At 54.2% G+C, this 19,914-nt stretch carries 17 protein-coding genes; 12 read left to right on the top strand and 5 right to left on the bottom strand.

Features of this window, described 5'->3' with window-relative positions; all coding sequences use genetic code 11:
* Nucleotides 1-10 precede the first annotated feature (10 nt).
* The 10 genes from IPM58_05285 (at nt 11) to IPM58_05240 (ending at nt 11,912) form a co-directional block, all read left to right on the top strand.
* Nucleotides 11-532 (top strand): chemotaxis protein CheW, encoded by a 522-nt coding sequence (locus IPM58_05285; protein ID MBK9306506.1) that lies wholly within the window; start codon nt 11-13, stop codon nt 530-532.
* 61 nt (nt 533-593) lie between these two features.
* Nucleotides 594-2,483 carry an MCP four helix bundle domain-containing protein gene (locus tag IPM58_05280; protein ID MBK9306505.1) on the top strand — a complete coding sequence of 630 codons (1,890 nt, stop codon included), beginning with the start codon at nt 594-596 and terminating at the stop codon, nt 2,481-2,483.
* Nucleotides 2,484-2,530: 47 nt separating this feature from the next.
* Complete coding sequence (locus IPM58_05275) at nt 2,531-5,863, top strand: Hpt domain-containing protein (protein ID MBK9306504.1); 3,333 nt, start codon at nt 2,531-2,533, stop codon at nt 5,861-5,863.
* A 70-nt stretch (nt 5,864-5,933) separates the two neighbouring features.
* Complete coding sequence (locus IPM58_05270) at nt 5,934-6,449, top strand: chemotaxis protein CheW (GenBank protein MBK9306503.1); 516 nt, start codon at nt 5,934-5,936, stop codon at nt 6,447-6,449.
* Nucleotides 6,443-6,889, top strand: a complete 447-nt coding sequence (locus IPM58_05265) for a hypothetical protein (protein MBK9306502.1) — start codon at nt 6,443-6,445, stop codon at nt 6,887-6,889. Before IPM58_05270 ends, IPM58_05265 begins: the two co-directional genes overlap by 7 nt.
* Nucleotides 6,890-6,927: 38 nt before the next feature.
* Nucleotides 6,928-8,130: a response regulator gene (locus IPM58_05260; GenBank protein ID MBK9306501.1), complete on the top strand. Its 1,203-nt coding sequence runs from the start codon at nt 6,928-6,930 to the stop codon at nt 8,128-8,130.
* Nucleotides 8,131-8,184: 54 nt separating this feature from the next.
* Nucleotides 8,185-9,111, top strand: a complete 927-nt coding sequence (locus IPM58_05255; GenBank protein MBK9306500.1) for a hypothetical protein — start codon at nt 8,185-8,187, stop codon at nt 9,109-9,111.
* 54 nt (nt 9,112-9,165) lie between these two features.
* A complete protein-coding gene (locus IPM58_05250; GenBank protein ID MBK9306499.1) occupies nt 9,166-10,044 on the top strand; it encodes an AAA family ATPase in 879 nt (292 codons plus the stop codon).
* Nucleotides 10,041-11,069 carry an HD domain-containing protein gene (locus tag IPM58_05245; protein MBK9306498.1) on the top strand — a complete coding sequence of 343 codons (1,029 nt, stop codon included), beginning with the start codon at nt 10,041-10,043 and terminating at the stop codon, nt 11,067-11,069. The genes IPM58_05250 and IPM58_05245 overlap by 4 nt, the downstream gene beginning before the upstream one ends.
* Nucleotides 11,070-11,372: 303 nt before the next feature.
* Nucleotides 11,373-11,912: a hypothetical protein gene (locus IPM58_05240; GenBank protein ID MBK9306497.1), complete on the top strand. Its 540-nt coding sequence runs from the start codon at nt 11,373-11,375 to the stop codon at nt 11,910-11,912.
* Between the two features lie 4 nt (nt 11,913-11,916).
* Here the strand turns inward: IPM58_05240 and lpxD are convergent, their stop codons facing one another.
* The 5 genes from lpxD to IPM58_05215 all read right to left on the bottom strand — a co-directional run bounded on the left by lpxD (nt 11,917) and on the right by IPM58_05215 (nt 17,125).
* Nucleotides 11,917-13,017, bottom strand: coding sequence for a UDP-3-O-(3-hydroxymyristoyl)glucosamine N-acyltransferase (gene lpxD, locus IPM58_05235; GenBank protein MBK9306496.1), 1,101 nt, complete (start codon nt 13,015-13,017; stop codon nt 11,917-11,919).
* Nucleotides 13,014-13,493: a hypothetical protein gene (locus IPM58_05230; GenBank protein MBK9306495.1), complete on the bottom strand. Its 480-nt coding sequence runs from the start codon at nt 13,491-13,493 to the stop codon at nt 13,014-13,016. The genes lpxD and IPM58_05230 overlap by 4 nt, the downstream gene beginning before the upstream one ends.
* A gap of 78 nt (nt 13,494-13,571) precedes the next feature.
* The gene (fabF, locus tag IPM58_05225; GenBank protein MBK9306494.1) at nt 13,572-14,828 is read right to left on the bottom strand and encodes a beta-ketoacyl-ACP synthase II; all 1,257 of its coding nucleotides are present in this window, start codon (nt 14,826-14,828) and stop codon (nt 13,572-13,574) included.
* Between the two features lie 79 nt (nt 14,829-14,907).
* Nucleotides 14,908-15,999 (bottom strand): LPS export ABC transporter permease LptG, encoded by a 1,092-nt coding sequence (gene lptG / locus IPM58_05220; protein ID MBK9306493.1) that lies wholly within the window; start codon nt 15,997-15,999, stop codon nt 14,908-14,910.
* Between the two features lie 4 nt (nt 16,000-16,003).
* A complete protein-coding gene (locus IPM58_05215) occupies nt 16,004-17,125 on the bottom strand; it encodes an LptF/LptG family permease (GenBank protein ID MBK9306492.1) in 1,122 nt (373 codons plus the stop codon).
* Nucleotides 17,126-17,397: 272 nt separating this feature from the next.
* Between IPM58_05215 and IPM58_05210 the strand changes: the two genes are divergently transcribed.
* Complete coding sequence (locus tag IPM58_05210) at nt 17,398-17,616, top strand: cold shock domain-containing protein (GenBank protein ID MBK9306491.1); 219 nt, start codon at nt 17,398-17,400, stop codon at nt 17,614-17,616.
* Between the two features lie 164 nt (nt 17,617-17,780).
* Nucleotides 17,781-19,889: a tetratricopeptide repeat protein gene (locus tag IPM58_05205; protein ID MBK9306490.1), complete on the top strand. Its 2,109-nt coding sequence runs from the start codon at nt 17,781-17,783 to the stop codon at nt 19,887-19,889.
* Nucleotides 19,890-19,914 lie beyond the last annotated feature (25 nt).

Raw genomic sequence — 19,914 nt, 5'->3', positions numbered from 1 at the left:
GGACAAAACGATGATGAACTTGCCCTGTGATCTACCGCTGCTCACGTCTGATGCTGGACTCGAGCAAGCCAAACCAACAGAGCTTCGCAGAGTGTGCCTGATTGTCTTAGGAGGTGAGTCATTTGCGATTGATCTTCGCCAAGTCCGCGAAGTGTTCGAGCTAGAGTCAATGACTCCGGTGCCTGGAATGCCGGCCTCGTTGGTTGGTGTCGCGAACCTGCGCGGAACCATTGTCCCACTGGCTGATTTACGGCAGTCCTTGGGCGTCTCGCTGTCTACGACTGCGAGATATGTGATCGTTGTACGTCATGATGCGCATCAGGTCGGTCTCCTGATCGATGATGTCCCTGAGATCCGGGAGCTTGTGACCGAGGACATGCTAAGTGATTCAGCTAATATCAAAGGCGGACATCGTTTTCTATCAGGTCTGGTCAGAGTGGAGAATCGTGTGAGTGGGATGCTGGCAATTCCCTCGCTGGTGGCGTCCGTTGAAGATGCCGTCATGGAACCAGGCACTTCTGAGATCCCATAGATGAAGACGCGGATCCCCATACACCGAGGAGCGGTCGAGCGTGTTGAGGAGGAAGGATGTTATGCCAAGGTCTAGCAAGGCGACGGTGAAGCCCACGACATCATGGTTTCAAAACCTCAAGACCTTGCCAAAGTTGATCCTCGGATTTGCTGCCGTGAGTGTCATCATGGTTTCTGTGGGGTTGGTGGGTTTGATGGGGCTTCACAAGCTGAAAGGCGAGTTGCAATCCATTTACAACGGATCAACGCTGGCACTTTCGAACGTTGGGATTAGTAGTACCACTCTTGGGCTCTATCATAGCGCCCTCTTGAATGTGGGAAGGCAAACAAATAGGAGCAATTTTGAAGAGGCGCTAGTCCCACTAGCAGAACTGAAGCGCCAAACCCTTGCTCCGCTCGAAATACTACAGGCATCGGAACTCCACAAATCATCAACCGGGCGCAACGAAAGCAAAGATCTTGCAGAGCTTCATCAAGCATTGCGGGAGTATTTCTCTGCGGCCGAAGGAGTTCTGCGTGCGTTTGCTGACAGTTTTGGGTCTTCGCTTGCCGATGAGCAGAACGAGAGCATGCATAATCTCGCCCAGTCCACGTTGTCGATCGATGTCGCAAACAAATATGGGGCGGCCACACTGCGGGTTCGAGAACTCATGACGACTATCCAGGAAGTAGCGAAAGAGCTGAACGATAACGGACAAGCCGAGGCATCGTACCGTGCCAACATTGTTTTCATTGGCGCCGTGTTGGCTCTGATTCTCGCCGGCGCCATCGGATATTTTCTTGCGCGTACGATTGCCCGCAACATCGTTCATGTGGCCGATGTTGCTCAGCAAGCCGCTGCGGGTAATCTTCAAGCCCGAGCTCGGCTGGAGAGTGATGATGAAGTCGGCCATATGGCCAAGGCGTTCAATTCGATGCTTGACCGAATTACCAGCCTCGTCTCAACAGAGGAAGAGCGAGATACCATGCAAAAGCGCCTCGTTCAATTTCTTGTGCTCGTGTCTGATGTGGGGAAAGGAGATTTGACGAAGCGAGGAGAAGTCACCGCTGATATGTTCGGGAATCTTGCAGATGGTTTCAATCTGATGATCCAACGATTCGCTCAGCTGATGAAGCAAGTGCGAGAATCCGCCGAACGCGTAAACCAATCAGCCGGCGTGTTGCGGGAGAATGCGGGACAGATGGCGGGGACGGCGAAGCATCAATCAGATGAGTCGATGAAGACGCTCGGTGCAGTCGAACAGCTGGCGGCTTCGATGCGGCAGGTGGCTGAAACGGCTGAGGCGTCGTCGGAATCTGCTCGTCAGGTCTTGAAAGCGACGGAAGACGGTCGAGTGGCAGTGCAAGAAACTGTGCAGGATATGCAGCGCATCCGATCCGCGGTACAACGAATGTCGAAACAGGTCAAAGCGCTTGGAGACCGATCTTTGGAGATCTCGCAGATCGTCTCAACCATTCGTGACATCGCCAATCAAACCAATCTCCTGGCGTTAAATGCCGCGATCGAAGCGGCCGGAGCAGGCGAAGCCGGAGCACGATTTGCCGTTGTCGCGGATCAGGTGCGCAAACTCGCAGAGAGCTCGACGCAAGCGACACGAGAGATCGCCGACCTGGTAAAAGTCATTCAGGGTGAAACGCAACACGCGGTGGTCGCAATGGAACATGAAACTCAGGCGGTCGAAGCCGGGTCGGCTTCAGCTCTCCGTACCGGTGACGTGTTTAAGGAGATTTCAACGATTGCAGAACGTTCCGCGGAGCTTGCCCAGAGCATTGCGGCGGCTGCCGTCAATCAGACTGCGTCCACGGATCAAGTGGGTCGTTCCATCAAAGATTTTACCGGTGGAGCCGTGGCGACACAGAAGGCGACGGACTCAGCTCGTGCGACGGTGGAGGATATGGTTAAGCTGGCTGAAAGTCTGACGGCGTCCGTCGCCCAGTTCAAGTTGGCCTAATCGAGTAGGCGCTGCAAACACGTCTTCCTCAGTCCTAAGGCAATCTGATGGGATTGGAATCCGATCGGAGCGATTTAGTTCGCATCTTCGTCTCAGAAACGTCAGACGGACTGACGACGTTGGCGGAAGCACTGTGCATCGCCGCCGACTCGATTCCTGCCTCTCACACGCTCCAGGAACAGTACATTATTGCCCATCGGATTCGTGGCGCGGCTGCTTTGTACGGCTATGAAGGGGTCTCTCGCGTGGCTGAACAACTTGAGGGGATTCTTGAGCGCGCAGTCGAGCAACTTCCTGCCGATTGGCCTAGGGTCGTTGCAGTCATGAGGGAAACCATAGAGTCCCTGAGTACCCTTGTCGCATTCATTGGCCAGGGAAAGGACGAGGATCACCGTCTGGTTGAGCAATGTCTGATATCTCTGGACCGTTTAAATGAATCGTCGATCACGTTGTCATTCGCCACTACGGACTATGTGAATCCCTTACTTGACCAGGAGATTCTGTCGTATTTCATTCCCGAGGCGGAGGAGTATTTGGGTGCCATTGATGAGTTGCTTCGCACGCTTGAAAACACACCCGGTGATGCAGAGTCAATCTACCGACTTTTTCGAGCCACACATACACTCAAAGGGTCCGCGTACACGGTCGGATTCCAAGTGATTGGGGATGTCTCGCGCCCCATGGAAGATTGCATGATTGCAGTCAGAGAGAAGCGTTTGTGCATTACCTCGATGCTGCTCAAAATGATGCGTGCAGCGGCCAGCCTGATCCGTCGCCTTCTCCGAAAAGATTCGGCCGAGGTGTCGAAACTGCAACAAGAGGTGCCAGTCCTTGTGCAGCAACTGACTCAGGTATGTGAGGGTGCCACCGTCGCTTCTGCGCAAGACGCTGTGCCGCCGAGTATGGAAACGACCGATTCGAGTTCGGGTCACAGTGAGGCGGATGTCAATGTCGAATTACCCGTCACGGACTTATCCGACGACTACCTGATTCCGGACCTAGACCCAGAAGTCATGTCCTACTTTGTCCCTGAAGCCCAAGAGTATCTTGAACTGTTGGAGGCGGAACTTTTGCGCTTGGAGAAGGATCCGCAAGACAGGGAATTGGTGAATCAGCTCTTTCGCACCGCACATACCTTGAAAGGATCTGCCTATACGGTAGGGTTTCGATCTATAGGTGACCTTGTGCATCATGTTGAGGATTTCATGGGGGCGGTACGGGACGGTCGTTTCAGCGTGCTACCCGGGCACGCCGATCTGTTGCTGCGTACAATCGATGTCGTTCGGGTGCTGATGCGAAGAGATCCTGGCGGGGTTATCGGGACGCGGGAACGGTTCCGCGCAGCCCGTGCGGAACTGAAGAAGTTGGATCAAGGCTTGCCCGTTGAGTCGACGTTGGGACCGTGCCCGGCTGATCCATCCGCGGGCACCGATTCTTCAGGTAGTCAGCGAGAAGAGCCGCATGCTCAAGAGAAACCTCAGGATGCAAAGGCTGCTGAAGAGCGTGAGGTAATTCGTGTCAGCTACGCTCGATTAGAGCGACTCATGAATCTTGTTGGAGAACTGGTCACCGGACGCAGCCGATTGGAACAACGTTTACAGGTGTTGGAGCAACTATCGCAACAGGTCCTCGTGTTCAAGGCACGCTTGGTGGAGTCTGTCCAATCGTTCGCCGAGAAGCACACCTTTACGTATCGGGAGACACCCAGCAGTTCGATCGCAGTTCCCGTGCATGCGGTTCCAGCCTTTGGAGATTTTGGTAGTCTCGAGCTCGATAAGTACGACGACTTTAACATCCTCGCCCGACGCATCGGAGAAGTCACGGCCGATATTAGTGAGTCGATGTCACAGCTTGACGGGTCCATTCGACGGGCACATGAGGACATGAGCCATCTGCAACACCTGACGTTCCTCATGCGTGATGAAATTTCTCGAGCACGGATGGTTCCGATCGGGACGCCGTTTACCAGGTTCCGGCGAGCGATCAGGGAAATCGCTCGTGCATCCAACAAAGAAGTGTCCCTTGTGACGTCGGGTGAGCAGACAGAAGTGGATACCGGTGTGGTCGAGCGATTGGTAGATCCTTTGGTACATCTCGTTCGGAATGCGGTCTATCATGGCATCGAGCCGGCAGTCGATCGGGTGTCTAGGGGTAAGCCGGCTGTCGGCACGGTCTATTTGCATGCCGCACATCGTGGCAACTCCATTATCATCGAGGTTGAAGATGATGGTGCGGGGTTAGATCTAGCCAAGATTCGCGCAAAAGCCGTCAGGATGGGGTTGGCTCATTCCCAGCAGCTTCAAACGATGTCGGATGCGGATGCACTCCAATTGATCTTCTTGCCTGGATTTTCGACTGCCGAGAAAGTGGGAGGCCAGGCAGGGCGGGGTGTCGGATTAGATGTTGTCAAACGAGTCATCGAGGAGATGAACGGGCAGATCGAGGTCGAGTCCATGCCTGGACTCGGGACCAAGTTCACCTTAGCCCTTCCGCTCACCTTGCTTATCGCGACCGCATTGCTGGTTCGCGCAGGGACAGAGCGGTATGCGATTCCTCTGCTTAATATCCACGAAGTGACGATGCCTACCGCGTCCTCGATGCGAGAGGTGGATGGGCGGACCTTCTTACAGATCGCAGAAGAAGCCATTGAGGTTCAATCGTTGTTCCACGTGCTCCGGCGGGAGTCCGGACCCGTCGAATGGACTATGCCGGTAGTCGTGGTTCGGACGGCCACCGGTCCGATAGGATTAGCCGTCGATGCACTGCTCGGGAGACAAGAAATCGTCATTAAGTCTCTTGGGATGCTCAGACCGCTTGAGCATTCATTGTTCGGTGGAGCGACGATCGATCCTGAGGGGCGCGTCATTTTGGTCATCGATCCAGCTCGGTTGGCCCCACGAGAGGCAAAGGATTCAGGATCACCCTCGGTCTTGACGAAGACCGCTGATCGATACGACGCAGTTGTCTCGGAAGAAATGGGTTCTCCTGAGTCTCAGGATATGCGTCTATTGCTGGTCGATGATTCGTTGAGTATTCGGAAGTTTGTGGGGAAAATGCTGGAATCTGCGGGATATCAGATCGACACAGCGGTGGACGGGGAAGATGGACTACGGAAAGCGTCAGCGACATCGTATCGAATGATACTCACCGATCTCGAGATGCCAAAGCTAAACGGGTTTGAAGTTATCCAAGCACTCAGGAGCCGTCCTGAAACAAAGCAGACCCCCATCGTGGTGATGACAACGCGCGCTGGGGACAAGCACCGGCAAATGGCCCTTTCTATCGGCGCGAATGCGTACATTGCCAAACCTGTAGAAGAGCACGTGTTGCTACGAGAAGTTGAGCGATGGGTAGGACAGACGTCTGTTCCCCGAAGGTAACCTTGCGGAAATATTCGTATTAATTGACGGAACGTGGGTAGTTGCAGACAATGGTAATGAGAGTGCTGACATGAGCATCCAGGAACAGGGGGCATCGGCATCGCTACTGCACTTCATCATTGTCACGATTGGCAGGAGGTATCTGGCATTTGAGGCTGGATCGATAAGAGAGCTGCTGACCGTTCAAGAATTGGAATGTAGTGAAAAGCCAGGGATCCGAGAAGTAGTCGACAGAACGGTTGATCTTATCATGCAGTTGAATCTTACCGATGTTCCCATACGTCCAGAGACACCTGTTGTGATACTTACTGATCAAGGGAGCCACTGTACTATTCGTGTCAGTCATATTCATGGGCAATTGGAGGTTCAACCATCGCAAATCCTGCCTCTGCCGACTCAATTCAGCAGCGTAGAACGACAGTGGTATCGAGGCATGATTCTGTTTGAACAAAGCATTGCACTCATCCTCAACCCAACATGGGTTCTTGGGGAACACGTCGGGTCCGATGTGACGCATGTTCAGAGAACCGCGCTGTCCTGTATGGATGTTCGGGACTGTGCTGCGGGTGAGAGGCCAGCATGCTGAGGATGGGAGGAAATCGGCAGAAACATGCCACACCGTCATCGTGGATGCTCTTAGTCTTTTCAGTTGGTGGTAGGCGATTGGCAGTGAAGACATCGGAAGTCAGTGGCATTTCAGAATGGAGAGTTTCCATCCCAGTTGGTGGTCGTACCCCGTTTATCACGGCGGTTGTTCGTCAAGATCAGGCCGTTCTTCCAGTATTCGATCTGGCCTCGGCTCTACGTCTTTGTGTGCAGGGAAACAATCCCTTGTGTCTCAGGATAAAGCATCCATTGGGAGATATGGTGATATGCATCGATGAAGAGATGCCGGTCCTTCAGACGATCGAATCAACGGCGGTCCAGGCCTATCGACCCAAAGATGTGCCGGCAGAAGGAAGTTATGCCAGTGGACTCGATGAGATCCCAATTCTGGCAATCGCACAACTCGGATCGAGTATGTAGCCATTCCTCAGAGATGGAGAAGGATGAAAGGTGCAGGTATGCCAAAGATTCTTATAGCCGATGACAGTATCGCAGTTCGAAAAGTCGCTGAACGACTGTTAACCGAGGCTGGACTCGGGGTCACGCTCGCGGCAAACGGCGAAGAAGCCTTGGCCTATCTCACAAAAGAGCGACCGGATGTGGTCGTTTCCGACGTGATCATGCCTGATAAGAGTGGCTATGAAGTCTGTGCGTTTGTCAGAGGGAACCCCACCCTCGCAACGACGCCCGTGCTCCTGATCTCCGGCATCGTCAATGATGAAGTGACCAAACAGGCTGAGTCCTGTCGAGCAGATGGGGTACTAAAAAAACCGTTCCAGGGCACATCGTTGAAAGATCGTGTACTCGAGTTGATGGCAAAACGACAGGAAACCCCACCAGAGTCGACTTCAGCGAGCCGAGCCGTATCAGATCAACCGACAGCGGCTGTCGAACGAGTTCCTTCGATTGCGAATCGTGAGCAAGCGAGCGCGCATCAGGACGTCAGCAAGCTCAAGGAGATGGAGGAGCAACTTCGGGCAGAACGAACGCGATCGGAAGATTTGACAAAACAGCTGTCAGAAGCTGCCGCGCAGCTAAGGAGAGCCAAGGAATTCGAGGCGCAGTTGGCCAGGGAGCGTCAGCGTGCTAGTGATCTTGAAGCGAAACTCGCAACGCTCGAGCCTCTGGCATCAAGAATTCCTGAGTTGGAAGCTGCCCTCAAGGCAGAGGAGACACAGGTAGGGACGCTCAGAGAGGAGGCTCTGGGTGCGCGGAAGACGTCAGAACGCCTTACAGAATTGGAATCTGCGCTGAACGCAGAGCGAGCAGCGGCAGAGCAGCTGGTTCAACAGCTTGCTGAATTGGAAAAGTCCTCATCAAAGGCTCAAGATGCAGAAGTTCGACTCATCGCTGAGCAAAAGCAAGTGGCTGAACTCCAACAGAGAGTCCAGACGCTTGAAACCGAACTCACGGCTGAACAGCAAAAACTCACCGAAACTGTAGACCGGCTGCAGGAGGTGCAGAAGACAGAGACAAAAGTCCAGGAGTTGGAAGGGCTTCTAGTGGCTGAACGTGAGCGGAACGAAGTCCTTTCCCGACGGGTCGAGGAAACTGAGCAGGCGGCTGAACATGCGACTAAACGGTTCGAAGAGATGGCCCGCAAGCTGGGTGAAATTGCAGGGTTGGCCTCTCAGCTTGGAAGTGGAAAAGGACAGCCCTGATGTCACTCCTCCGCCCCGTGCGATGGCTATGGCTCTCATGGTTGGCCGAAAACAATGTCTGTTGAAACTGAAGATGCGTTCCAGAAAGAACTGATCGAACTGTTCGTTCAAGAAGCACAGGAATGGCTTCAGCAGATTCATGTGGCTCTCGATGAGCTTCAACAGGCCCCCCCTGCCGAGCGTCATCGCTCCTTGGCCCAGACCATTAAGGTCGGCATCACCAATCTCGGTGGATCTGCAGCGACCATTTACTTGAGTGATGTTGAACGGGCGAGTTTTTCAGCCCTTCCCTTTGTTGAAGCGGTTCAAGAACCGGGTGTATCGATCTCGGCGGATGATTTCCTCGCACTCTGTAAGCAATTAGGACATATTCATGGAGCGCTGACGCGGGCGACCGGTGTCACTTTTGAGACCGAGGTCGACCCAACCACGGTCGAGAATGCTCCGGCGGTGATTAGCACACAAGAACTCTTAGTCCGCCTCCGTGCCATTCCTGAGCAAAGTTTGGCCCCAGGGACCTCCTCCCGTAATTTAGTCCAGACTGTAATGGCTCAGACTGAGGGGCTTATGAATCGTGGGATGGAACAGTGTAACCTTGCCTCGATCCAAGAGTTTCTCGACCGGTTAGAAGAAGCGGAGCGGGGTTTTCTGGACCTTGTCCGTCAAGACGTCCTCCATCTTTCTACCGTGTTTCAGGCACTCCAAAACGGGGGGGCAGCGCCGGCACAACTGCAGAATGCCGTGGAGCGTGTTGCACAACTGTGGTCGGCAGCTCAGCAGGCCAACGCATCTCATGCCATGACGTTTTTCATGGGGCTTCACAGCTTCCTGACACTTGTGATGGAACAACGGATTGGTGTTGGCACCCATCGATATGAGGCTGTCCATTCGCGTCTGGTTCAAACTGTCAACAGGCTAGAGGAATGGGGCCAGAGTGGACGAACGGAGCGTGCTGCGATACAAGGGGTTTTGCCAAGATGACTGGTGTGCCGACCCGTCCCAAAGTCGTCGATGTGAAAACAAGTAGGTGAAACGGTGTCGTTCGAGAATGCTGCGTGTGAGATGCCCGGTATTCAGCGGTCAACGTACGAGCCATACTGGGGCTTCCAACGGCGTCCGTTTGAAAATGTGCCGGACCCAACCTTCTACGTGCCGTCCGTAAAACATGAAGCAGCTATGGCCTGCATGCTGTATGGGATTCAGGCTCGTAAAGGAATCGTGATGTTGACCGGCGAGATCGGAAGTGGGAAGACCCTCATCAGTCGAGCGGTCATTTTGAAGCTTCCCCGGACTCAGTACGAGGTCGGTCTTGTCTCTAACCCGACCATTCCTGGGAACGAATTCCTGGGAGAGATTTTATTTCAGCTCGGCTTGGATCCAGGCGGACCCAGAGGCGAGCAACTCCGCCGATTAAACGACCAGCTGCTTGCCAACTATCATCAGGGCATCGACACGGTTGTCGTGGTGGATGAAGCCCAAGCGATCGAGCATGACCGCTTATTTGAGGAATTGCGACTCCTCAGTAATTTCCAGTTGAACGACCGGTTTCTCATCACATTGGTGCTCGTCGGTCAACCAGAACTTCGGGATCGTCTTGCGCAGATTCCCCAGCTCGCGCAGCGTGTGGCCGTCTGCCACCATCTTGAACGCTTCAATCGTGCAGAAACTAAAGCATACATCGTGGCTCGATTGGCTGCCGTGGGTTGTACGTTGCCGATATTTTCGTCTCCCGCGATTTCCGGAGTGTTTCAACAGACCGGTGGAGTCTGCCGGTTAATTAACTCATTGTGTGATTTGTGCCTCTACTATGGAAGTGTCACAGGGGTGCATCGAGTAAGTCGAACGCTCGTTGAACGGGTTGCAGGACGAATGGTTCGTGCACGTGCGAACAGCGGAGTGGGAGCGTGCACATGAGCGAATGGTATTATCAGGCAGAACAGGTTCTGAACGACACGGCGACTGCCGTGCAAGGTGGTCGTTCGTTTGCCTTATCCTCGCTTGAGCGGCTTGCAGCCGATCTGGTTGTATCGCTACAACGGGATGATGAATTGGTTGTCGAGGCCTTGTCCGGACGTTCGGGAACACCGTTAATGACGAACCTGATCAATGTGGCTATCTTGGGAACCAAGGTCGGGATAGGACTTGGGTACTACGGTGAAGAGCTGCAGCGATTGGCATTCGCGGGGCTCGTTCATGATATCGGCTTGTTTGCAGTACCACAAACGTTGATCACCAAGAACGGCCGATTGACTCAGGAAGAACGGGCCGTGATCGAGCAACATCCCGACTTCGGCTCTCGAGTGATCGAACGATGCGGTTCTGACTATCACTGGCTGGCACGAGTGATAGGTCAAATTCATGAACGGTTTAACGGGCAAGGATATCCCAAGCGACTTCAGGGTCGAGAGATCAGTGAAATGGCTCAGATCTGTGGAGTGGTGGACGTATTCGATGCTTTAGTCAGCGAGCGCCCCTATCGACGTCGCTTCCTCCCTCATGAAGCCGTGAAAGAGCTTTTGGTCACTGAACGAATGACGTTTCCGCGCGAGATCCTCAAGGCGCTGGTCGAGCAATTGTCGGTGTACCCGCTTGGGACGATGGTCCGATTAACGACCGGTGATGTCGGCATCGTCGCCAAGGTGAATAGCCGCTATCCGCTTCGTCCAGTCGTGAGGGTTGATGATGAGCAGGGGAAGGAGGGCGCGGAGGGACGTTTGCTCGACCTCAGCCTCATTCCTCTGATTTCGGTAGCGGAGACATTGAATCCACCCGCCGTCGGGCGTGTCGCATTTCATCCTCTCGGACAGGAGATTCAGAGTCCTGTACCATCCACAATGGTTTCCGATCAGTTCACGGCTCTTCTCGAAAGCCTTGATGCCATCGCGTTGACGATGCAAGGAGCGGTGACACGTCGCCGGACCGTCATCAAGGAATCTTGAACCGGCATCACCACCTCCGGTGCGCCTGCCCAGCAACCGCCTGATCCTCTAGATTAAGACACCGTTTCTAGTGTGTAAGGAAGTCACCCGCTCAGCAGGCTCGGCTCTTCGAGTGAACCTCATCACCAAGATCCTTCTCCGAGGTCCCCCGCCGTAATGGCGATCATGCTCCTGCTTGCCGTACACGCATGAACTCTGAGCCAATTCACAAAAGGCCTGGTTCTCCACTTTGCTGGAGCAAACGAGGTCGGTATAATGCGGTGGCAACCAGCCACTGTCCTGAGTGAAGAGGAAGGGAGTATCGTGCCAAAACTTATTAACGTCAATCAGCCACAACACACCACACAGCAGGCGCTGGAGTATGTGAAGATGCACATACTGATGCCCTCTGGTTTTCTCGGTCTCGTCTGTTTGGTCGGCGGAGTCGGAGGACTCATCTACCAATGGTTTGCGACCGACACCTATACGTGGGATACGTTTTCTCAGAGTTCCGGTTTATTCCTGTCAGGGATTGGATTGGGTGCGGGACATACGGTGTACCAGCGGTATCTGTTTCGTGAATTCCCGGAAGTTTTGGCGGCGAGAATGCGACAGCGGTTGGAGAGAATGAAAGGCAGGCTCAAAAAGAGATCAGAGCCTGCTGATTTTGACCATCCGGGTCGACAGATGGTTCCGTTCGCGTATATTGCAGGCGTCACTCTCCTGATGGGGAGCTCCATTGCCGCCTTCGCCTATGGACGGGTGCACAGCGTTCCCGCGATGTTCCTACCCTGGGCCGGATATTATTGGGCAAGACTGTTCTTATGGCGGAAGGTGATCACCGCACCGAAAGGGAAGACCTGAGACCTTATCTCTTTTTGGAACGGGTTCCCCTCGGTTGAGCAGGTCGTCGTGGCGCTTTTTGCACGCGTGCTTCGAGCGTTGCCACACGCTCTTCCAAATTTCTCACGAGTTGTTTCAACTCAGGCAGTTGGAAAATGGCTCCTTGTACCTTGAGAGCTTTTTCTCTCGGCATCGCAGGAATGCCGCCGACGATCTGATTGGATTCAACGCTTCGATTGACCCCTGATTTCGCGGCAATCAGCACTTGATCTCCGATGGTCAGATGGTCGGAAAGACCGGCTTGGCCACCGATCATGACATGACGGCCGATCGTCGTACTGCCGGCAATTCCGACTTGTGCCACAAGAATGCAGTGCTCTCCCACAGTCACGTTGTGGGCGATTTGAACCAGATTGTCCACTTTCGTGCCCCGCTTGACCAGAGTCAGTCCGAATGTCGCCCGGTCAATCGTAACGTTGGCGCCCAGCTCAACGTCGTCCTCAATAGTCACGCCTCCGAGTTGGGGGATTTTGTGATGCTGACCGTGATGCTGCACATACCCAAATCCGTCCGCTCCGATGACGGTTCCGCTGTGGATGATCACTCGCGCACCGAGTGAACAGCCTTCGCGCACCACGACATTGGGATAGAGGGTACAGTCGTCTCCAATTGTGACATCGGATCCCAGGAAGACTCCTGGGTAGAGGGTGACCCGATCGCCGAGGGTGACCCGATCGCCGAGCGTGACGAACGGCCAGATAGAAGGATCGGTTCCTATCCGTACATCGGAACCCTGGGTGACCTGTTCGGCAATGCCTCGAGGAGCCGGGGTACGAACAAAGAAGTTTTGTGCAACCTGTGCAAAGGCCAGCATTGGATTGTCAACGACGATTTGCGGGACTGGGAGATCCGGCTGATGTCGATGAACCAACAGCGCCGCAACTGCCAGATTGGATGCTGCCTTAGCCATTTTCTCGTTCGTCACAAATGAGAGGGCTTGCGGGTTGGCATGACCCACGCTCGTGAGGCCGAAGATCTGTGTCTGGTCGTTTCCATGGATCGTACCGCCGACAACCTGATGGATCTGCGCCAGTGTGATTGGCGTAGGTAGCTGAGGGGCGCTCATCGGGCTCCAACCTTTTTCTTTGTTTTTGAAGCGGTAGACGACATGGCTTTGGGTTTCTTCACCGAGAGGGAGGTGCGTTTCACAGGTGCTGATTTGGAGGAAGCCGATTTTTTTGTTGCAGCGGATTTTCCCGATGTCGATCGGGATGGGGCCGATTTTTTCGATCCCGACTTCGTGGAGGCTGTCGCCGGCTTGGGAGATTTAGCCTTAGAAGTATCGGAAGATTCGGCGAGACGTAGCTGGACGTACGCGGCCACAGATCCCACGGTACTCAGTCCCGGAAGGTCCTGGTCCGGAATCTGAAGTTTAAACCGCTCTTCAATCTCGAAGAGTAGTTCGATGACGGCCACTGAATCAAGACCAAGATCATCCCGTAAATGATGAGCCTCGGTAATCGACGCAGGGTCTCGTTTGAGATAGCTGGCCAGCGCATGCACGATCTTTTCAGTGATCTGGGGGTCGATCCGTTCAGTCATTATGAGTGCTCCTTCAGTGGCATGAGGCTCTTCTCAGCTGAACTGGTGTGAGAGGCCTCAATATCGTTCAATGGGTTCCTAGGCGACGAATTTCTTAAAGACGACGGTGGCATTGTTGCTGCCGAACCCGAATGCGTTCAAAAGCGCATAGCGGATCTTTCGTTCCTGGACAGCCTGCCGAATCCCGGCCAATTGGCAGTCCGGATCAGGTTCCTCATAGTTGGCGGTCGGGTGAATTTGTCCAGAATGAATGGAAAGGGTCGTTGCCACTGCTCCGATCGCTCCAGCCGCACCTAAGGTGTGACCAACAAGCGACTTGGTGGCATTGACGGCAATCTTATCTGCGCGACTCTTAAACATTGCTCTAATGGCCTTGGTCTCAACAGCATCGCCGATCGTGGTGGAGGTTGCGTGCGCATTAATATAGTCCACCTGATCTGCGCTGATGCCGGCCGACTTCAGACCGATTTTCATCGTCGTGCAAATTTCCTGGCCATCTTCCTGCGGGATCACCATATGATAGGCTTCGCTAGTCGCTGCATATCCTGCCAGCTCAGCATAGACTCTCGCCTTCCGCTTCTTGGCATGCGCCCAAGACTCGACAATCAAGGCAGCCGATCCTTCCCCCATCACGAAGCCGTCACGGCGTCGATCGAAGGGCCGTGAGGCTCGCTCGGGAGCATTGTTGAATTCACTCGAGAGCGCACGCAAGGAGCAGAAGCCGGCAAAGACCAATGGCGTGATGCTGGCATCAGCTCCGACTGCAATGACCACATCGGCCTGGCCGGTGCGAATACAGTGTAAGGCTTGGCCAAGAGCATGAGCGCTCGAAGAGCACGCCGTCGAGATGGTGAGATTCGGTCCCTTTGCACCGTGGGCCATGGCAACAATACCGGAGGCAGAGTTCAATGTGATGGTCGGAATGAAATTGGGGTGTACGCGATGCGGTCGCTGGGTCTCAAAGAGTTGGGTGATCTCTCGTTCTCCCATCACCATGCCGCCCATCCCAGCTCCAACAATCACACCGACTCGATGAGGAGCTTCTTTGGCCATGTTGAGATCGGCATCGGTGAGCGCCTCTTTGGTCGCAACTAAGGAAAATTGCGCGTAGCGATCTACGCGACTGGCTTGTGTGGGAGTGAGATATTGCTCCGGCGCGAAGTTGTGGACTTGGCCGGCCACCTGTGAGCGATATCCGGACATCGGAAACCACCCAAGTGACGGGATCGCCGTAATTCCCGATCGCCCGGCAAGAGCCGACTTCCAAAATTCACTGACCCCGATTCCAATAGGAGACACCACTCCGAGACCGGTAATCACTACGCGCGAGACCATGATCGTTCCTCCTTCAATGGGCGGCTCCGGCGCCTTTCTTACCGGAAGACCAGAACTGAGTCAACTAGGAAACCATAGTTCAATGGCGAACTTTCAACAAGAGGTAGAGCCCAAAGCTCAAGAAGACGGCGTTAGCCATCCACCCAGCCAGCATGGGAGCCAGCGCTCCCCCTCGTCCCAGTGCAATCGCGACCGCGTTGGTCGTCCAGTAGCAAAACCCCACGATGAACGCCTGTCCGATTCCCACCGCCATGCTGCCTCCACGCACTCCACTCCGCCGAAGGCTTAAGGCAATGCCTACGATCACCATCACGACGGTGACCAGCGGAGATGCCACACGGCCATGGTAGTCGGTCAGCAAGCGGGCAAAAGAAAAACCTTCATGCTGGAAACGCCCGAGGTAATCTTGTATCTCGCGAAACGTCATGGTTTCCGAGTTTCCGATGAGCGAACTGGAAAAATCGTCAGGAATAAGGGGGATCGTGATCAGCTGCTCGGTGAACTGGACTAGCTCGGCGGTGTTGTCATCAACAATCTGGCGATGATGGCCGTTTAGCAGAAGCCACCCGTTCGGAGTGTACCGGGCTTCCTCTGCTTCGGTGAGCCGTTCGAGTTGAAAGGGGGAACGAAAATAAAAAAGCCGTACTCCTCGCACAGTCATACCGGTGGTGTCGATTTCACTGATTTTCATGAGGGCGGTGGCGCTGATGCGCGCCCAAGGCTGGACGGCCTGGTTAGTGATGGGTGCCGGCTTCTGTTCGATTTGGATTACTCGAACTTCTTCCGCCTTCTCCGATGCCAGCGGAATGACGGTCGAACTGAAGGCGAGGAGCACCATGGAGATGCCACTGGCGAAGAGAAGAAAAGGGGATGACATCCAGAGCAAACTGATTCCACAGCTGCGCATGGCGGTAATTTCGTTGCTTCGCATGAGGAGGCCAAGCGTCAACAGAGTTGAAACCAGTACGGCAAACGGAGCCACTTGAAATGAAATCGCAGGAACTTTCAAGGCAAAGTAGGTCAGGATGGGAAGAATACCGGATTCGTACCGAAGAAAGCGGCGGACCTTCTCGAAAAAATCAATCACGAGGTAAATGGTGACCAGACCGGCAAAACACATGCCGAAGATTTTTGAAAATTCGCGAAGGATATAGCGAAACAAAATGGTCATGGCGTTATTGTCTGCTCATCCGCACGAACATGACCACCGTGATCACCATAAAGATGATGTTGGGGAGCCAGGCACCGAAGAATGGATGAAGAACAAGAGCGGTCACCAAGAAATCACAGCCGACATTGAGCACATAGAAGGCAATGATGATCCCCACACCGACTGCAAATCCACCGACACGACCAGATCGCTTGGACACAATGCCGACCGGCACTCCGAGTAAGCAGAATACGAGGGAAGCGGTCGGGAATGCCAGATCTTTGTAATATTCCATCAGACGTCGAAGAGCACCCGCATCTTTGCCATCCGTTTCAGCCAGGCGTGCCATGATTTGATCATAGGACGGACGTTCCTCTGTGGCTGCGTAGCTGCTGAGGTTCAGATTAATCTTGATGTCATATTGGGCAAAGGCGATCTCCCGGTACTGGTCGTCCTCTCGAGGTCGGGTATGGATCGTGCCATTGATCAATCGTAGTGCGACGTGATCGTGTGCGGAATCCATAAATACATGGTACTGCTGCGCCACGATGACTCGAGGCTCCTCGGGCAGACGTTCGTCGGAGATGAAGATGCCGTCCTGAGGCTGACCAGGCTCGCTCTCTGGAACGTAGATCATCATGCGGGGAATCGGTTCGTTGAAGGTGCCTTGCTCCAGGGCCAAGACGAGTTGGTCTTTCAGTAGGTTGAGGGCGACTTTCTTCAGATTCAGCGAACTCCATGGCTGTCCCCATTGGGATAACACCAGTGTCAGCGTACAGACGAATATAGAAAAAAGAAGCACCGGCTGTGAAAGACGCAGCAGACTGAGTCCGGCTGCACGCATGGCGACCAATTCTTTATCGAACGACAGTCGACCGAATGCCGTAATCGACGCGATCAGGCCTGCGATAGGTAAGGTGAGCACCAGACCGGAAGGGAGCAGCATCGCAATTACTTTCAGGACAGCCAAGAATCCTACGCCTTTGGAGACGAGCAACTCGACAAGCCGGAGGAGCTCCCTCGTTAACATCACAAAACAGAGCGCGCCCAGGCTGAGGCCGAAGGGAGAAAGAAGTTCCGTGAAAATGTAGCGGTCGAGGAGCGTTCGTAGGATCACAAGATCTCTGGTCGAGGAAATGTCACTCACTATAGGGAAGTCACTCTTCCTTGTAAACACAGGAGAAATCACGCTCAGCGAAGATTCGCTTGACAGAACCCCAACCCTATGTTACATGCTGCGCGACTTTCCTCTGAAATGATGGGTTCCGTGAGCGATGCATCACTCCTGCAGGTTCCCGTCCATTCGACCAGCCGAATTATCGTCCTGTCTATCTTCACATTGTGCATTGAGCAGCGCTATACGTTCACCGATTGAACTTCGCTAAGTGCCGGTTGTTGCTGAAAAAAAGGAGGGTTTCTGTGAAAACAAAAGGAACGGTCAAGTGGTTCAACGATCGAAAGGGGTTTGGGTTCATCCGCCTCGATAGCGGAGAAGATGTCTTCGTACATTACTCTGCGTTACAGGGGGATGGTTTCAAGACACTCAAAGAGGGTGAAAACGTGGAGTTTGATATTGTGCAGGGAGCCAAGGGGCCTCAAGCGGCCAACGTGCTTAAGTCGGTGATCGCCGCATCCTAAACAGAAATAGTTCTCCTCGTGTTTGGCGGAAGGGCCGGTCCTCCGAACGGGAGGCACCGTCTCTTCCGCTGCTCCAGACCGTTGTCTGATTCTCCCATTTCCTAGACAAAACTCATTGCGACTGTTAGCGTTTGGCTGTTCCGATTGTGGAGGAGGAAATAGTCGTGCCACCGGATCGAAGTCGCGTTCTTCAGCAAGCTCAGCTCCTCGCTTCTCGTGGACAGTTCGAAGCGGCCATCGCCGAATGGAAGAAATTAGCCACGGAACTTCCAGGCGACGGGAGTATCCATAATTCTATCGGAGATTTACACCTCAAGCGGAACGTTCCTGGAGAAGCTGCCACGGCCTTCCTTCAAGCGGCATCGGCATTTCGAGCGGAGGGTGCGACGCTCAAGGCTATCGCCGCGTTCAAAAAAGTCCTCAAGTGTGACCCCACGCGTTATGAAGTGTATCGCCATCTCGGTGACCTGAATGTCGAACGAGGACTCATCAGCAGCGCGGTTCAAGACTATCTCACGCTGGGGAAGTACTACTTGAAGGAGCGTCGAGGGAAAGACGCACTCGAGATCTATAGGAAAATCGTTACGCAAGATCCTTCAAATCTCAACGCACAACAGCGTGTTGCAGAACTCTGTGTTCAGGAAAACCAACAGGATGAAGCGACCAAGGTGTATCTCCAACTCGGCCGTGAGCGGTCGGCGCAAGGGCGGTACGATGAGGCGAAAGACGCCTATCTGGCCGTTCTTCGAATCGATCCTGCAAATAGCGAAGCGGCGCAGTTCGTCGACAGCTTAGAGAAAGGTGGAATCGGCGCAGTGAAGGCGATCAAACCAAGTTCCCCAGCAGGGGGTGGGCAAAAATCGTCGGAGCCGCCCGACCTCTTGACCGAAGCCATGCGGCGTATCGAGGAGAAGCAATATGAGGGTGCGGAAGCGATCCTCAACCAGATACTCACGCGGGAACCGGGCAATCCGCAAGTCTGTCAGCTTCTGGCTCGATTGCATTTGCAACGAGGCGACGTCCAAGTCGCGTTGGGGGAATATCGATTCTTAGCGGGTGCGGCGCTACGTGCCCATGATCTGGGGCTAGCTGAATCGTTGATTCAGGAGTTTCTGTCTGCAGAGCCGAACTCGGTGCCGTTGCTCGAGCTCATGGGTGAGTTGTTCGAGGAAAAGGGAGATCATGGTGGAGCCGCCCTGCAGTATGCCAAAGCGGTCGAACTGCTCTTGGAACATCCTGAACCAGGTATGGAAAGCCTGCACGAAGAGCTCTTTGAAAAGGTAAAGGCCCTCTCTGCCGATGAGACATTCGTGAATCAGTTGGCGGCAAAGATACATGGAGGTACGACGGGAGAACCAGCAGAACCCCTCCAGACTACGTCTGTGCACGATGCGTTGCAGAACGGCAGTTCCGCCCTAGATGTGAGCGGTGAGTCGCCTGACAGTGGAGTACAGCACAGTTGCCCGAGCGGTCTCCAGGGGGTGACGGAAGACGTGCAGGGATTTTCGCTGGCAGGGGCGGAACCGGACGACGTGAATCCCTTTGCCAAGGATCCTGGAGCCAACTCAGTCAAGACACCCCCGGTTCAAGAAAGCCATCCGACACCAGGTAGCGCTCCACCTCCGAGGTCGCCACACGTTCCGAAGACCGCGACAAAGGTATCGGCAAATCCACGCCCAGAGGAAAGCCAACCTGTTCAGCTAACGACAAGTAGCAAGGTGCCTTCTGCGCAAAAAGACGGGGGACATGAATCACAGGTGGGGTCGGGACCGATTCCATTCCCAGAAAAGTCAGGTGTCGCGGCATCCGCCATTCAGACGACCTCTCCGTCCCTCCCATCCCCTCCATCTGAAGCGGCGAATAAAGAAGTGGCAGCAGCTCCTCCAGACTATGAAGCACACTATGCATTAGGTGTGGCGTATAAGAACATGGGGTTGTACGAAGCGGCGAAGGAAGAATTCCAGGTGTCGATGAACAGCGATTCGTTCTATCTCGATTCGGCACTGATGACGGCGGTTTGTCTCAAGGAAGGTCATCACATCGCGCTTGCCATTCGTGGGCTGGAGACGGTCTTGGCTGACCCACGGTGCGAGGGAGCCAAGGGGCAAGCTATACGGTATGAGTTGGGCTTACTGTATGAAGCTGAAGAGCAGTGGGAGAAGGCCGCACATGCGTTCCAATCCATTCCTTCGTTTCATGACGTTCCCCAACGGTTGGCTGCACTTAAAGGGAAGCAAGGAGGCGGGGACGTCGGGTTTCGGTATGCGTCGTAGATGCGGAGTCGTCTCTTCAGCCCTC

It is taken from the genome of Nitrospira sp. (genome assembly GCA_016715825.1).
Classification (GTDB): domain Bacteria; phylum Nitrospirota; class Nitrospiria; order Nitrospirales; family Nitrospiraceae; genus Nitrospira_D.
This window is presented reverse-complemented; position numbering and strand designations above follow the sequence as displayed.